The following is a 16739-nucleotide window of genomic DNA, read 5'->3' on the forward strand; positions in this document are numbered from 1 at the left end:
TTTATTTTTATCCGGCTTACGATTCCCAGATCTCATGACAGGAAATCAATTTTCAGCCATTCAATAAGTAATTAACGTATAACTACCGCAACATCCTTTGTGTTTCCCTCTACTGATTTGATTTTTCCAAATTTTTTCTTTTCCATTATGGTATCATTCCAATAATCCAGAGTGACATTTCCAAATTTTATAAGTTTTTTATACTTACTCTGATCTATAATTTCTTTTCCACCAAAGTCTATTGATATATCTCCAATTGACTTTAATTTTCCAAACTTACTATCATCTATAATATCATGACCCCAATAATCTATAGACAGATTTCCTATCTTTTTTACCTTTCCGTTCTTTTCCTGATCAAAACGATCCCAGTAATCTATAGCAATATCTCCAATATTTTTTACTTTGCCATCTTTATCTGTATCAAATTGATCATAATAGTCAACTTTAGAATTTCCTATCTTTTTTATTTTTCCCATTTTCTCCCGGTCGAAATATTGATCATCATAATAGTCGATATTCCCATTTGAAATGGAGTTAAATCCTGCAATTGATCCGTCATTATTAATGGTAATAATTATATCTCCCATTGTAATATCCACAGATATGAGATCGTAGGATTTCCCAGAAATATTAGCTCTTACCTGAGCCAGCAATAAAGAATTTGATATCAGGAATAAAAAGACGAATAGAATGTATTTTAGTTTCATAGCTTACCAGATATTTTCAATCGTTTGATGAACATTATTGATCTCAAACTTCTCTGCTATTTTCTTGCCAAACATTGCTTTTACTAATGGAGATTCAGCAGAAACGGTCATGATCTTCTGATTTTCAAATGTAATTTCTCCAATTGAAACCGAAACATAAAACAATCCCTTATTCGTTTTTATTAATGCTCCATTTTGAACTTTAAAAGATGGTTCCGTAACTATTTTTTGAATCAGAGCCTGTTGATTCAACACTTCATTGAGCTGCCTTTGAAGATGATTAATTTCCTGTTGCAACATCTCACGGCCAGTTTCATATTTATCTCCCATGGAGCTTTTAGTATCATTATTTGAAGCGCGGGTTTCCGCAATCAGCAATTCAAATTTTTGTGCTCTTTCTGAAAGTTTTTCCTTAATAATATATAGTAGTCCTTCTTTATTCATATGAATTAAATGCCGTTATCCGAATTAAAAAGCGGACCTTGGCCCGCCTGTGTAAGTATTATTTTTTTTTTAAATATAATAAAAATGTTCTTAGATTTTAAGCCAGAATCTCAGAGGCTCTGGTCTTCATTTTTCAAAAACCACATAATCAGAAACTTTAAAATTAAAATCTTTTCCTGTGGTGAAATCCCTTTTTGTACCATCAAAAACGTTTCGGAAAACTCCTGACAGATTTTCATCTTGGATGCTGAAACTTACATCTTCTTTAGACATATTCAATACAACAAGAACTTCATCTTTACCATTTTTCCTGACATAAGCTAAAATTTTGTCATTGGCCGTTGTATTTAAAAGATAAGTTGTTACATGAGTGTCTCCACCTCTTAAGGCAGGATTTGAAGATTTCAAAGCCAGTAAGGTCTTATAAAAATCTGCCACCTGATAATTGGCAGTCCACTCAATAGGATCTTTTTCAAAGAATTCCAATCGTTTCATATTAGGTAATTCCTGTCCGGAATATAACAACGGAACTCCATTCCAGGTCGCCGAAAAAACAGCCATAGGTTTTGTGATGACACCATACTTTTCATATTCTGTTCCGTTCCAGGAGTTTTCATCATGATTGGTCGTGAACCAGGCTCTCATTGAAGCATCTCCAATGTTGGAATATTTCAATAATAAATCTTTCAGATCTTGTAATGGCAGGTTCTTTTTATAATAATCTTCAGATTTATGCATCCAGGTCCACGAGTAACTTGCGTCAAAAATTTTCCCGTATTCTGGATTCTCCAATTCGTCAAATTCGCCTAACCAGAAAAGAGGCTTTAGGGTCTCTACCTCAGGACGGGCCTGCTGCCAGAAATCAACCTCAACCCATGAAGCAAGATCGCACCTGAAACCATCAATATTAGTTTCTTTAACCCAGAACTTCATTGCATCAATCATTTCCTTACGCATCTCCTGATTCTTATAATCAAGTTCGATAATATCATCCATTCCCGATGCAATATGGAATTTTCCATCCGGATCTTTTAAATAAAATTCAGGATGTGTTTTTGTCCAGACATGGTCCCAACCGGTATGGTTCGCCACCCAGTCGATGATTACCTTAAATCCTAATCTGTGGGCTTCATTTACCATGTGCTTAAAATCATCGAGTGTCCCGAATTCAGGATTAACAGACGTATAATCTGCAGCAGCATATGGACTTCCCAAGCTTCCTTTTTTATTTTGCTGAGCAATCGGCGTAACCGGCATAAACCAAAGAACTTTTATTCCCATAGACTTTAAACGGGGCATCTCTTTTTCAAAAGCTCTAAAAGTCCCTTCTTGTGTATATTGCCTTACATTGACTTCATAAATATTTGCAGAGTGTTTCCAATCTTTAGGTAAATCCATAGTCTTATTTGTATTTTGTACAGCACAGGAAACAATTCCCAAGCCAATAATTGCCAAAAAAATTAATTTTTTCATTAATTCCGGTTTTAACAAAAGTAAGGATTGTTTTATGATTAAAAGAGGAAAGATAGAACGGAAAAAGGGCTAAAAGCAAATTTACTTCTAGCTTTTCAGCATTTCCGCCTGGCATAATTTACAAAAAAGCCCCGGACATTAATCCAGGGCTCTATATTTTTATTGTGTTACCAATTATCTTTCGTCATCGTTGTCATCATCTTCATCGAATACATCGTCATTGTAGTCTTCTTCTTCCTCATCATCAAAACTGTCGTCTTCATCGGAAAAATTACCTCCGCTTTCGAAATCGTCATCAAAATTAAATTCATCATCGATAAGAGGCATTGCAGATTTCTTTTTAGATCCACCCCCGTTTCCGCTCTTGCTTGGAGCTTTTAACGGAACGTTTCCAAATCTGTATACTGTTATAGGATAATTAACTCCTTTGGTTTCCTCGATTACTTCAATTAATTCACAGAAGAATTCCCAAAGATCCAGAAGTCCATATTGAAACTGAGCTTTATTTCCTACACTTGCAAAAGCTTCATCAATATAAACATCTGACATAATTTCCCCATCACCGTCATCACTCATATCTTCTAATGGAACACTTTTTACTATCGTACCATCTTCTTCCAATAAATTAAAAGTTGAAAGCTCATCTCCCTGCAAGCTGAACGCACTCTTAATTCCCAGATGTAAATTCCATAGTGTCTGTTTTCCCTTCACTTCGATATCACGGAAAATATCTTCTTTCGCATCTAATATTACGCGGATCTTGTAAACCATATCAGTCTTTAAATTACTTTTTGCCTTTATTTATTATGATAAATTTCTGTTGCAAATATATAATAAATGACATGTCACAAAAAAATATTTCAAGATTTTTTAAAATATTTTTTTTCCTTACATTTTGCCCAGATTATTTACTTTTTTCAAGCATAAAACTGAATTTTGTACCTTCAAGGTACACGCTTTCAACTGTAATATTTTCTTTATGAGCTTCCAGAATATGCTTTACAATAGCCAAACCTAATCCGGAGCCTCCTTCTCTACGATTCCGGCTGGTTTCTACGCGATAAAACCGCTCAAATATTCTCGGAAGAATTTCTGACTTGATTCCCATACCGTTGTCGATAACTTCAATTAAAACTTTATTCTTAAGGACGCTGGTTTTCACTACAACCTTTGCTTCCTGCCTGTTAGCATAGTGAATAGCATTAGAGATCAAATTGATAAAAACCTGTGAGATTTTTTGCTTATCAGCTTCCACAAAGATCTGGGGATGCAGTGTCTGAATTTGTAATGTAGTATTGTGCTTTTCTGCTTCAAGATCGAGCAGGTCAAAAACTTCTTTGATTAACAGATTAACATCAAATCTCGAAACCGTAAGATTGATTTCTCCGGCCTCAAGCCTGTTGATCATATCCAGATCGGTAACAATAGCAATCAGTCTTTCTACGGATATATCTATTCTTTCAAGATATTTATCGCGAATGGTCAGGTTATCTACTCCCCCATCCCTCAACGTTTCTACATATCCCTGAATTGAAAACAATGGAGTCTTAAGCTCATGAGAAACATTTCCTATGTACTCTTTACGATAGCTTTCCATTTCCTTCATCATATCAATCTCAGAAACTTTTTGCTGATTGAGATCTGAAAATCTCTCTCCTAATTCTTTAATAGTAATATTCTCGTCATTGGTATTTACAATTTCCTGTGGCAGGAGCTGGGAAAGCCCACGAACCTGTTTTTTACCATAGTAATTGAACAGCAGTTCAAGAACGAGGTAGTTCACAATAAATATAACAACGAGACATATGATCAGCCCTATTTTAAAAAACGGTGTTTTATAATAAATATCCTTCAGCGAATCAAAGATGATCACCAATAGAAACATCACCAATGTGATAAGACATGATGCTACAAGAGTAAGCCTGTAAAATTTCAATTTTACAAATTTTTATGGTTATAAGGTAAAGGTAGGCTATTTCGATTAAACGATCAGTTTATACCCTATTCCTTTTAAAGTCTGAATGGTATTAATTCCTAATTTCTCTCTTAATCTTCTGATATGAACATCAATGGTTCTTTCTCCCACAATCACATCATTTCCCCAGACTTTCTCAAGAATTTCTTCTCTCTTGAAAACTTTTTCCGTATTGGAGGCTAAAAGATACAGCAGATCAAATTCTTTCTTAGGAAGTAAAAACTGCTGTCCGCTTTTAGAAACCCTGAAGTTATCCTTATCAATAATCAAGTCTCCAATTTCAATTAGCTTAGCATTGTCTGACACCTGAGATGTTAGCTGTAATAGGGCATTTACTTTAGAAATAAGGATTTTCGGTTTGATCAGCTTTACAATATAATCATTGGCTCCGGCCTGGAAACCTGCTAACTGAGAAAACTCTTCACTTCTTGCAGAAAGGAATACAATCAATGATTTTTGAAGTTCCTTTACCTTTCGAAGTTCCTGACAAGTTTCGATACCATCTTTTTCAGGCATCATTACGTCTAGTAAAATTAGATCCGGAACAATTTCTTTGGCTTTTTCTATCCCTTCGTTACCATTGGTAGCGGTATAAATGTCGTAGCCTTCCTTTTCTAAATTGTAAGACAGAATCTCTAAAATATCGAGTTCATCGTCTATTAAGAGTATTTTCTTTTGGTTCATTTTCAATTTTTACGTGTCAAAGTTAATAATTTTTGTACCATAGAATAACAAATCATCCATCGTTCATATAAAGTTAACAATTATATTGTTTTGTTAATGTTTAGTTAAGGAAAAATTAAATTTAACTAAACCATATACCCCAATAAACTTTTATTCCTTTGCAGCGAAAGAATATAGTAAAAAATAAAATGAATTTTACAAAAGTTAGTATAGCGGTTATCTTTTTAACCGCCTCATCGACTGCATTTTATGCTCAAGACACCAGGCAGGACACCATCAAGAAAGAGAAGAAAATCGAAGGTGTTGTCATCCAGGGAAGTAGCAATAAAAAAACTGAAACTGCTGTATTAGGAGAACAGAAAAAAGCAATTATCCAGAAGCAGGCTGTAAGTGCTGAGGAAATTTCCAGAAAGGGAATCTCTAACGTAGAACAAGGCCTTACAAAGGTAACCGGAATTACTACAGTGGAAGGACGAGGGCTTTTCGTAAGAGGTCTGGAGGAAAGATATAATTATCTTTTAATTAACGGTCTTGGCTCTCCTTCCAATAACCCTTTTCAAAAAATCATTGCATTAAAGCAATTCCCTACCGATGTTGTGGGTAAACTCAATATCTACAAAACATTCAACTCTAATCTTTACGGAGATTTCGCCGGAGCTACTTTTGATATCGAAACTTTAACGATTGATAAAGCTTTTTCGAAAATTGAATTCGGAATTGGGATCAATACTTTAAGTACTTTTAAAGATGGATTCAAAATTTCTGAAGGAGCGAATGATTTTAATGGCTACTTAGGACTCAATTCAAATGATAAAAAGTTGCCTTCAGCAATTAGAAACTCTCGACCAAATAACTACAGATTTTCATCAAATGAATCACTATCTCAATTCAAAGACAGCTGGAATGTAGATAATGTAAAGGCTTTACCAAATACAAGTATTGGTTTTACAACCGTACAAAAAATGAAGGCCGGCGAAACAGGTAATTTAGGCATACTATTCTCGTTAAATCAAAGTTCAGAATATTCTTACAAGGAAGGAGCAAAAAATCAGTTTAAAGATTTTGGAGGAGTAATCAACCTGAATAATGACTTGCAAAGAAAACAGTACAACTATGAACTAGAATCTTCAGCATTGCTAGGTCTTGGATATAAAAATAAAGGAACAGCAATTAACTTAAATGCAATGTATCTTCAAAATGTAAATAACATTGTTGAAGATTACTATGGATACAAAAACAATCAAGTTCAAAATAAAGAAACTGGTTTTTTCCGTACGAATCAACAGGATTTATCAAGATTCTTAAACCTTCAATTAACTGCTTCACAAAAATTAGGTGATAGACACCAACTGAAAGCTGGAGGAAGTTATGTAATAAATAATTACCAACAACCGGACAGAAAAATTTTGGAAGGGAGCCGTTTAGGTACTGATGGGAAAAATTTGCCTGATAATCAACTTCTCTTAGCCTATGGAGGAAACAATATCATCCGTCAATATCTCGATGTAAATTCAAGATTCTATGGTTCAGCGTATGGAGAATATTCTGTTTTCTTAGGAGAGAAGGGAGATAAAAAAGATTATCCAATGCAATTATCAATTGGGTACAATGGTTTCGCTGATCTTAGAAAAACATCTTACCGGTTTCTCTTTGGAAAGCCAAACGGTACGGCAGGGCAAACTTTCTTAATTGATAAAGATAGACCTCAAGATAAATTTAATCAAGACTTAGCTAATAACTTATTTTATTTTCAAGAGGAATCTGATGTATCTAAGTTTTTTACCAGTATGTATCAGTTTGTAAATGCAGGATATATTAATTTTAACTATAAACCTTCGGAAACTTGGGACTTTTTATTAGGAGCTCGTTATGAAAATGACATGACTTTGATTCGTTTTTCGCAACAGGGAGCAGCTAATAAAGAAAATAAGGAAAAAATAAGAGATTTATTTCTGCCTTCAGTTTCTATCAAAAAAGCACTTAACAATAAAAATAATCTAAGGTTTGCGTTCAGTAAAACAGTAACAAGACCTGTTCTTATTGAAACAATGGATATTGATTATATCAACCCTGACAATGAAACCATTAGAGGTAATCCAAACATTGAAAACAGCACCAACTATAACTTTGATTTAAAATGGGAATATTTCCCTAGTAATAAGGAAATGTTTGCTGTAAACTTATTTGCAAAAAGAATAAACAATGCCATTGAAAGGTCTTTTGTTTCTTCAGGAGACGCAAATGGTGTAACCGTTACTTTTTATAATGCAAAAAAGGCCGATCTCGCAGGAATCGAGCTTGAGGGAATTATGAGCTTGGGAAGAATCTCAGACGCACTTGATAAGTTTACTCTAGGAGCAAATGCAACGTTTATGTACACTGATGTTGAAAGAAGTGAAAATCAGTTAAAGCTTGAACAGCCTAATCCAAATTACTACAAAGGGGGATTACATAAGAGAGGACTTCAGGGAGCTTCTCCATATACCATCAATGCCGATTTAAAATATGAGATTAAAACTAAAAATAATCTAAGTAGAACATTCTCTCTAGTATATAATGTTTCAGGATCGAAAATATATGCTGTTGGTACTTCTGGAGCAGATAATTATTATGAAAAACCATTTCATCAATTAGATTTTGTATATCAGGAACAGATTACCAAAAACTGGAATGTAAAAGCAGGGGTTCAAAACATTCTCAACAACCGATACAGAATTTTGCTTGGAGATAAGAGCTATTACAATGTTGAAGCTAACGGAATCAACACATATACAGACTACTTCAGAGGAGTAAATTTCAACCTTACTGTAGGGTATACATTTTAAAACAAACTTTTAATAAATAATAAATCATATATAAAATGAAAAGAAGATTTTTATCATTATTATCGCTAACACTTGTATTAGCAACAGCCTTAAACTCATGTACTATAGAAGTAAATGATGGATTAGGAGATGAAATAGTTAGTCCTAACCCCGGCACGACTGTACTTACAGGTACAATCAATAAAGACACTACCTTTAAAAAAGGAAATTATACCCTAAAAGGTATTGTAAAAGTAACTGGCGGAGCGACTTTAACAATTGAAGCAGGTGCTAATTTCACAGTTGATACTTCTGACAATAGTAGCTTAGTTATTCTTCAAGATGGAAAAATCAATGCTGTTGGTACAGCTAACGAACCAATCGTATTTACAACCACTACAAAAACACCAGGAGATTGGGGTGGAATTACACTATACGGAAATGCTCCTATAAAAGCTATAAACGGAACAACAAGTGCACAATCGGAAGATGGAAATGCTGTGTACTATGGTGGAAATGATGCTAATTCAAACTCTGGTACAATGAAATTTGTTCGTGTAGAATATGCAGGTAAAAAAATTGGTGATGGTACATCAGAAACCAATTCTATGACTTTCTACGCTGTAGGAGCTGGAACTACTTTGGAAAATCTTGTTACTTATAAAGGAACTGATGACGGATATGAATTTTTTGGAGGAACAGTAAGTGCTAAAAACATTGTATCTTATGGTAATTACGATGACTCTTTTGACTGGCAAGATGCTTGGAGCGGACAAAACAACACTAATTGGTATGCATTCCAGACGGGAGTTGGTAACTTTGGAATGGAAATCGAATCATCTGGTAACGTAGACAATACAGCTCCAAAAATTTCTAATATCACATTAATTAGAGCTGCAAATACAAATCCTGAAGTACCAAACTCAGCAGAAATTTCAGCAATACAGTTCAAAAAGCAGGGAACGGGAATCTTTAGTAATGTTTATATCAGTGGGTATAAAAATGTTGGTGCCCAAAAAGCGTACGCTGTTCTTATTCAGGATGCTGCTACGGAAAATAGTCAGGTAAACAATAATAAAGTAAAAGTAGAACCTCTTACCTATTTAAACTCTGACAATGCAGGAGTTTGGGGATATGCATACAATCCAAACGGTGGAAAAACTTTCACAAACGCAACAACAGTTACAAAAGTTACATTGGTACCAGGAGCTTGGGCTACGGTAGATGGTGTTAACCTTTTAGCTGGATTACAGTAAGCAAGTAATAGTTTCTCATATCACATTGAAAACGCCATCAGAAAATGATTTTCTGATGGCGTTTTATTAAATTGATTTATATTCTAATATTCATATTTATTAAGAAGTATAACTCTTCTTATCTTATGTCTAAGCTCTTGAGTAAAATCTGTATCATTTTTAGTTTCAATTAAAATTCTTATTATCCTTTCATTTATATAATTCATTTCAAGAATAAAATCAATTGCTAAATCCAACCAGTAATTTTGCTTATTGTTAACCATATCCTTCAATATTAATTCTATAGGAAAAATATCTGAAAGAGATTTATCATATTTGTAAGCCACAGTTCTCAACTGCTCACTTACTATTTTTATATTCTCAAAAATTATATAAAAAGGATATCCATAAAATGAATTAACATCAATATTCTTTGTTTTATTTTCTCTAACAACCCTCCAGCTGTTTTCTGAAAAATAGCATTCATATTGTAGCTCTGGTATAGAAATAATCTTTTTCATCATAATATACATTATTATTCCCACTTTACGTGATTTACCTTTAAGCCTGTTTTATCCTCCATAAATTTTACAAACTGTGTTCTATTTTGATTAGTCCAATTTGTTCCATAATGTCCTGAAAATTCATTAGTAAATATAGTATTTCCTTTTCTATTGAAAATCCCTCCAACATATTTACTGTTTCCAGCACTTCCAGCCTCTATTGAAACAGCCAAACTTTCATGCGGTGATCCATATAAACGTCCTTTTGGCTTACCCACGACAAAGATATTTGCCTCAGTATCAAAGACAAACTCAATACCCCCTTTAGGAAAATAATTCTTAAATTGAGCAATAGATTTTACTCTATTACTAACCTCAAGAACTCCAGCAACTGGTCCAGAACCTGCTAATTTGCCAATCCCTTTTCCTGCTCCTTCAGTAGCTAGAGCTATAACTGCACCAGCCGCAGCTTCTCCAGTCTGATGACCTACTTCATAATAATTACCATTATAGAGGTTACTGCCAAAATCCACCAATCCATTGACCTGCCCATAAACACCCATTGTAAGACCATTAATAGTACTGTTTCCAAAATCCTTCCATGTATAATTACCAACTGCATTACTTACTCCACTAACTGGGTCACTTAAAAAATTTCCTATCCCTTTAAAAGTATCTACAAAACCATTTCCAACACCTGAAGTAAAGGAATTATTAGTTTTAAAGGTACCTAAGTCAATACTTTGGATATTTGCCCCTATAGTTCCCCCATTGTTATCCTTCATTAAAGATGAAACTCCACCATCATAACTTAATCCATTATAACTAGCACCGTATGTATTGCTATCTTTGTGAATTGGATCAGATTCCAATCCCTCCATCTCTCTCGCATCAATAACCCTGTTTTCTGAAAAACTATAGGTAGATTGATAGGCATACTCCTCACTTAAAGGATCTGCATTAAAAAATCTGCCTAACTCAGGAATAGCATTTCTCCACTTAAATGAATTCCATCCTGTTTCCTTTTGTTTTTCTTGTCCCTGAAAACCATATGCATAACTTGGAGTTTGAGTATTTGTGCCATTAAATCCAATATATTCCAATCCAAAAGGATAATAATTGGTTTCTTTATCTATTATTGCCTGATTATTACTCCCTCGATAATAAGCCAATCTTACATTACCAACCTGGTCTGTGTAATTGTATACATATCTTTTGTTTTTAAAATCATAATACCCCTCACTTGTTGGAATAAATTGTAAGTTTCTAAATCCACGTTCTTCAAGATACTGAAATCCATCAAGATAATCCGTAGTCTCCTCCATCATTGAGCCACTTCTGGGATTAATATAGTTAAAATACTTCTTTAACTTTACCCCGTCTGATCTATAAACAAAGGAAAGCCCAGTCTCAAACAATCCACTACTATCTTGTGTAAATTTCACCTTATTGGGCAAATCTAAATAATTATATGAAATACCATAAATCCCTTTATCCACATGATTCAGCATGTTTCCATTCGGATCATAATCAATCGTATTTCCTCCTGTAGGATAACCTGAAGGATTATTATTGTTATCAGTAACCTTGATCAACTGATTTCCTTTATAAACACTATAAACCAAATCATCTATAAGTAATGGGGTATTGCCATTCGGCTGAAACCTTTTCAATGTCTTTATATTACCATTAACATCGTAAGTCAAAGATTCTCCATATCCATTTGTTGGAGGAATAGCGACAAAGGGCTCATTATAAGTAGCATCTCTTAACCTTTCTAATTTATCATACTTATAAGAATATCTTTTCAATATATTTCCATTGGAAGTCTTCCAGTCAAGCTCCGAGATATTACCATTATATTTAGCTGTGGTTATAGCTGGATTGCCAGGATTATTATATTTAAGTTCTAATCCAAACAATTTTCCTGCAAAACTAGTAGGATTATTAGGATTATTTATAGAGGTCATCCAACCTCTTATATTATAAGTGTAATCAATTGATTGCAAAGCAGATGTAGATGTACTATTACCTACTTTTTTATTGATTAGTTCACCGATTTCATTATAGCTGTTTTCTGCTAATAATTCTTCCTGATCGTCATCTACCTGATGGAATTGTTTTAATAACCTGTTTTGATTATCATAAACAAAACGCTCTTTTATTTTAATTTCAGTGTCTCCCGTTTGTCTAATGTGATAAGTATTAACTTTTTTTGGTGTTCCGGAAAAATCCAACTCCATTTCCTTTTTGGTATAACCACTTAAATGATTAACGGAGTGAGACCCAATTACTCTACCCTTGGTATCATACCATATAAAATCCCTAGTCCAGTTATCATTTTCAATGTTTTTGGCGTAAAAAGCAGTAGGAAGACTTTTTGTACTTTTTGATGAACCTTGAGCATCTTGAGTTAATACACTCTGCCCAGGAGTGATAATATAAAGTGGAATACTTACTCCTGTAGGAAGTGGAGGATACGTATCGTAATAATTTACTCCCAAAATAGTCATATCCCCTGTTGTCGGATATGCCGCTTTGGTGTAATACACACCCATCCCGTTTAAAGTAAAAGAAGTACTGCTTCTTTTTTCGTTATTCCATTGTGGGATAGCATTAACTGCTGTTTGTACTTGTATTCTCGTTGCTGTATTCGCAAAAAATCCATTGTAAACAGATCTTCCAAATTGGTCATATTTGGTAAATAGCCAGCCTCTTTTTCCAAAGTTATTATTTACTGTTCTTAATACGCCATCTTGGGTTAAAACAAGTCTGCTTTGCTTATCATATATAAAGTATTCCAACCCCTTCCCTGGAAGTTTTTTCTCAACAAGCCTCTTTTTATTATCATAACGGTATTGATAACATAACTGGTCTATAATTGTTGCTGTTAATGAAACTGAAACAGAGGCTAAAGGAGGAATAACATAAGCTAAATGATCATTCGAGTCATAGACATAATACGTGTCAATATTATTAGTACCATCATTTTTCCTAACCAATATAATATGACCATATAGATCTTTAAAAACGATCTTCTCATTATTATCCTCATCTTTTACACTAAACTTATAGAGTGTATTTTCATCATAAAAAGCAATTGGTGTCAGTGTGAGTGCCGAGTTATAAATCTGATTGGCATTATCCCAAGTTGTTGTAACCTGATACTTTTTTACCTTGTCAATCGTAGAATTAGAATCATAAGAATATTTTACGGTGTGACCAGCGTTCATCTTCCATTCCTCACCGGGCATAGCTGACTGGAATACTCTACTTAAAGGTGAAGGTTCTAATTCTTTATCCGAAAAAGCGTTTGTAACCCCATAATAGGAATTAACTGTACCTTCTGTAACTGAAGCCTGAAGACCGGAGTTAGTAGTAGCAGCAGGAACAGGTAGATAATCTTTTGTCTTACGTCCAAACTGATCATAAACAACAGGTATTACCATATCTTTTCCAGAGGGGCTGGACTTTACTGAAATAACCTGTTTAACCCTCCCCAATCCATCTAGGTACTGAACACTTTCCAACTGTTTCTGTACAATATCAGTAGGATCTGACAAATATGTTTTCTTATATATATAATTCTCTGAATCCGTAAGATTTTGAGAAAAAGAGTAATTAAAAATTAATCCTAATATTATAATTAATATTTTCTTCATGATTTAGTTTTTATAATGGTACTTGTACTCTTCTATTAACTTGCCATCAGCATCTACAACCTTTTCCAGTTTGTTTTGAGCATTATATTTATAGTATTCCCTCAGGCCCTCAGGCCCTGTTATACTAGTAACTCCAACCAAAGGATCATAAGTATAAGTTGTTATATATTGTTCTTTAAATGCAACATTTCTTCTTAAATCATCTAATAATGAGATCAAAGTGTTTTCTGAAGCAGTATCAATATCTGCATTTGAAGCATTCTGTAAAGTACTTATGTTAGTACCGGCGGCAACCTGATTATAAGTGGAACCTTTAATCTTAGCAATGGGTTGGGATTTATTATATCCCCAAATGATAGAAGTTGGAATACCTGATTCATCGGTATATTGCAACACTCTTCCTTCTCCATCGTACATATCATAAGTTACTCTAGTATTTACAAATGAATCCTCTCCATAACCAGCCATCCCGGTTTTTATATTTTGTATAGAAATAGGAAGTAATAAATTACTAGTTGAGGAGTTCTTACCATAAATGGTTTCTACTCTAGAAATAGGCTGTTGAGCCTCGTTATATTTGGTTATAGACAAAGGAATACCAACCATATTTTTAGCTTGTAAATCCGTAAAAGGAGGATCAGATGTTCCAAAGTCTACAGCATATTGAAATTTTGTTGTCTTAAACTTAGATAGATCATATGTAAAAGGATATTCTTCTATTTTGTCTATAAGACTGTAGCTGAGATCCAAGGGACTTTGATAATAGAACTTCTTAAAATACTGCAAGTTTCTCCCATCTTTAAAAAATTCTGTAGTGAAAATTTCACTAATAAGATTATCTGAGTAATCAATTTCGTAGGGTGAGGCGTTTGTAATGCAAAATAAACATGGAGGTGGGATTATGTAATTTGTAGGTGGACTGTATGGAATTGATGCATTTGTGGCAAACAGATCATAAGAAACACCTCTTCCTAAGAAGATATTTTGTTTTCTGTACCTATAATCTTCTCTTTTAAGTATTTTTTGTGTATTATCATAAAAATCTTTTCTCTTCAAAAGACCTCGCTCTAAACTCTTATCATTTTTAATAAGTCCTAAAGCATTGTTATCTGGTAATATGCCTGGATAATAAAGGTCAGGTACATCATTATAGTCATAAAAACTATATTGTGTAAATCCTGTATTTTTTTTTTCAAATACAGATGAATATACTACTTCTGCAGGTTCAAATATTGATTTTGAGTTAATACCCGTTATATTACCAGTATAGGTATTATGAGGATAAGAAGGTGTAACACCGGAATTGTTTAAAATCCCTACAATTTCTAATGCCTTATTTGAGTTGTCATAATATACCGGTTCATATACCAAAGTCCCACTTGAAATATTATTATCCATGTCGTCAAAAGAAGTATTATATAAAAACTCTCTAGATTCTTCGGCAGAAATTATACTTCGAATCCTTACACCACCACCTGGTAGATTTGTTGCTATAGGGGATCCGTTTTTTGGATTAATCCTCTTTGTGAAACTATTGGATTCCCACTGAAGAGTTGTTTTACCACCAGTTGGCCAATAAACCTCCGTAAGAGTTCCATAATATAAATAAGGTATATTGACTTGAAGTTCCCAAAATTTATTATTTTCAAATGGTCTCCAATATGTTCCTGTTTCATTGTCACCATATTGGATTTTATATGGAATATTGTTATAATATCCCCACATGTCAGTTTTATTACTTAGCAGTGGAGGAAGTAAATTGGCATTATTATAATTGAAGATATATGTTTTTTCATTATTTTTTATACTATATAGAAAAATTCTTTGTGTAGCATTAGAGTATTTAAGTTCTACATTATTAATAACTTTTCCTGATGAAGATGTAAGTTTTATACCATCTAATTTTCTTTTTCTAAAGCCGTAAACACCTTCATTGTTTTTTGGAAAAGGAATAGAATTTGAATAAATAGACCAATTATCTGAAATTATCTGAAGAATATTATTGTATGCCCAATGGTCCTCATATAATGAATTGCCAGAATATGCATTCCCAGAATTATCAGTATATTCAACATCACTTCTTAAAGAGGAAATAAAATCAATTTTACTTCCAGAAAATGTTCTAACAGACACTGGATAAGACGGTAGGTAAAGTATCCCCGATGCTGTATAGAAATTTTTAGAAAATGATCCGCTATAATTGGAATGAACTACAGGTGCTGGATTCGTGTAATTACCAACAAAAGGTTCTGAAGGAATTCTTATATATTTTCTGCTTTCATTAATTAAATAGTGATGTAAATTATTTCCATTTTCATTTTGGAATTCATATAATATCACATCATTAGGATCTGTAACCCTTACAATATTCCAAGAATTAGCATACACAGGTTCTGCAGAATCAGCTTTATAAAAATTACGTAAATTCATTTCTATATTTCTCACATTATTATCGCCAAATGTATATTTAAAGCCTCTATCATCAACAATTGTAAATCGTCCAATGGTCTTTATTCTACATGTAGCAGGATAATTAAAATTCAAAAAATCCTTTAGCCCATAAAACATATCTACATTTTTATCAAAAATAATTTTTAAATTACTTTTAGATGCGATTTTCCAAGTTCCATCTTGCCCCATAAAGAAGAATCCAGAGTGTCCAAAAAAATTAAAATTAAATATATCAGGTTCATAATCTGCTCTAAACCCTAATGCATTTGGAGTAGTTTTGGAAAGAAGTTCCTTTAAATTGTCTGTACTTTTCCAATTGTCCCCAGCAAGTTTATCACGTGTTAAAAAAAAACCTTTTTGTAGCCCCCTATAATCACCGTACCATGATGAAGGGGGAAAAGGATAGCATTCACCATCTAATGACCCTTCTAAACCCTCAGCATTTAAATAATCCAACTCGTCAAATTGTAGCCCTCTTACAATTCTGGTAATTTTTCCTAAATTTAGATTCCAGTCCTGTCCTGTCCATTGCGAGGGTGTGTTCACTTTTACTCCACCAGATTTGTAATTCAATACAATTTCTAAATTTAATCCTCTTTCACTAAGTGTAAACAAAGGAATATTAATATTTGGCTGACCACGGTATAAATCAACATCTACCATATCATTACCAAAATTTGGCATACCCTGTGTTGTATTATTATATTCAGAAATGTGAACCGGAGTTTGAGCTTTTAATATGGATATTGCAAATAAAAAGGATATAATTATTCCGGTTAAAAAAGGCTTTTTCATAAT

Annotated in this window: 11 protein-coding genes; 2 read left to right on the plus strand and 9 right to left on the minus strand. The window is 33.4% G+C overall.

The features are described from left to right. Positions 1-71 precede the first annotated feature (71 nt). The 6 genes from PFY10_07900 to PFY10_07925 form a co-directional block, all read right to left on the minus strand. Positions 72-710 carry a hypothetical protein gene (locus PFY10_07900; protein ID WBV58368.1) on the minus strand — a complete coding sequence of 213 codons (639 nt, stop codon included), beginning with the start codon at positions 708-710 and terminating at the stop codon, positions 72-74. A 3-nt stretch (positions 711-713) separates the two neighbouring features. Further along, positions 714-1154, minus strand: a complete 441-nt coding sequence (locus PFY10_07905; protein ID WBV58369.1) for a hypothetical protein — start codon at positions 1152-1154, stop codon at positions 714-716. 126 nt (positions 1155-1280) lie between these two features. Continuing rightward, complete coding sequence (locus PFY10_07910; GenBank protein WBV58370.1) at positions 1281-2627, minus strand: alpha-amylase family glycosyl hydrolase; 1347 nt, start codon at positions 2625-2627, stop codon at positions 1281-1283. Positions 2628-2801: 174 nt separating this feature from the next. Continuing rightward, positions 2802-3398, minus strand: a complete 597-nt coding sequence (locus tag PFY10_07915) for a hypothetical protein (GenBank protein WBV58371.1) — start codon at positions 3396-3398, stop codon at positions 2802-2804. A 133-nt stretch (positions 3399-3531) separates the two neighbouring features. Beyond that, positions 3532-4563: an ATP-binding protein gene (locus PFY10_07920; protein WBV58372.1), complete on the minus strand. Its 1032-nt coding sequence runs from the start codon at positions 4561-4563 to the stop codon at positions 3532-3534. 45 nt (positions 4564-4608) lie between these two features. Continuing rightward, positions 4609-5286 carry a response regulator transcription factor gene (locus PFY10_07925; protein ID WBV58373.1) on the minus strand — a complete coding sequence of 226 codons (678 nt, stop codon included), beginning with the start codon at positions 5284-5286 and terminating at the stop codon, positions 4609-4611. Between the two features lie 188 nt (positions 5287-5474). On the opposite strand from PFY10_07925, the gene PFY10_07930 reads away from it, so the two are divergent. Together PFY10_07930 and PFY10_07935 are read left to right on the plus strand one after the other, a co-directional pair. Continuing rightward, positions 5475-8111 carry a TonB-dependent receptor gene (locus PFY10_07930; protein WBV58374.1) on the plus strand — a complete coding sequence of 879 codons (2637 nt, stop codon included), beginning with the start codon at positions 5475-5477 and terminating at the stop codon, positions 8109-8111. 35 nt (positions 8112-8146) lie between these two features. Beyond that, positions 8147-9346, plus strand: coding sequence for a hypothetical protein (locus PFY10_07935; GenBank protein ID WBV58375.1), 1200 nt, complete (start codon positions 8147-8149; stop codon positions 9344-9346). Positions 9347-9429: 83 nt separating this feature from the next. Here the strand turns inward: PFY10_07935 and PFY10_07940 are convergent, their stop codons facing one another. The 3 genes from PFY10_07940 to PFY10_07950 are packed head-to-tail and all read right to left on the minus strand — an operon-like array spanning position 9430 to position 16736. Beyond that, positions 9430-9849, minus strand: a complete 420-nt coding sequence (locus tag PFY10_07940) for a hypothetical protein (GenBank protein WBV58376.1) — start codon at positions 9847-9849, stop codon at positions 9430-9432. Between the two features lie 11 nt (positions 9850-9860). Beyond that, on the minus strand, positions 9861-13490 hold the full coding sequence (locus PFY10_07945; GenBank protein WBV58377.1) for a DUF6443 domain-containing protein: 3630 nt from the start codon (positions 13488-13490) through the stop codon (positions 9861-9863). A gap of 3 nt (positions 13491-13493) precedes the next feature. Then, entirely contained in the window at positions 13494-16736 is a 3243-nt protein-coding gene (locus PFY10_07950; protein ID WBV58378.1) for a hypothetical protein, read from the minus strand. Positions 16737-16739 lie beyond the last annotated feature (3 nt).

This window comes from Chryseobacterium daecheongense (genome assembly GCA_027920525.1).
GTDB lineage: Bacteria > Bacteroidota > Bacteroidia > Flavobacteriales > Weeksellaceae > Chryseobacterium > Chryseobacterium proteolyticum.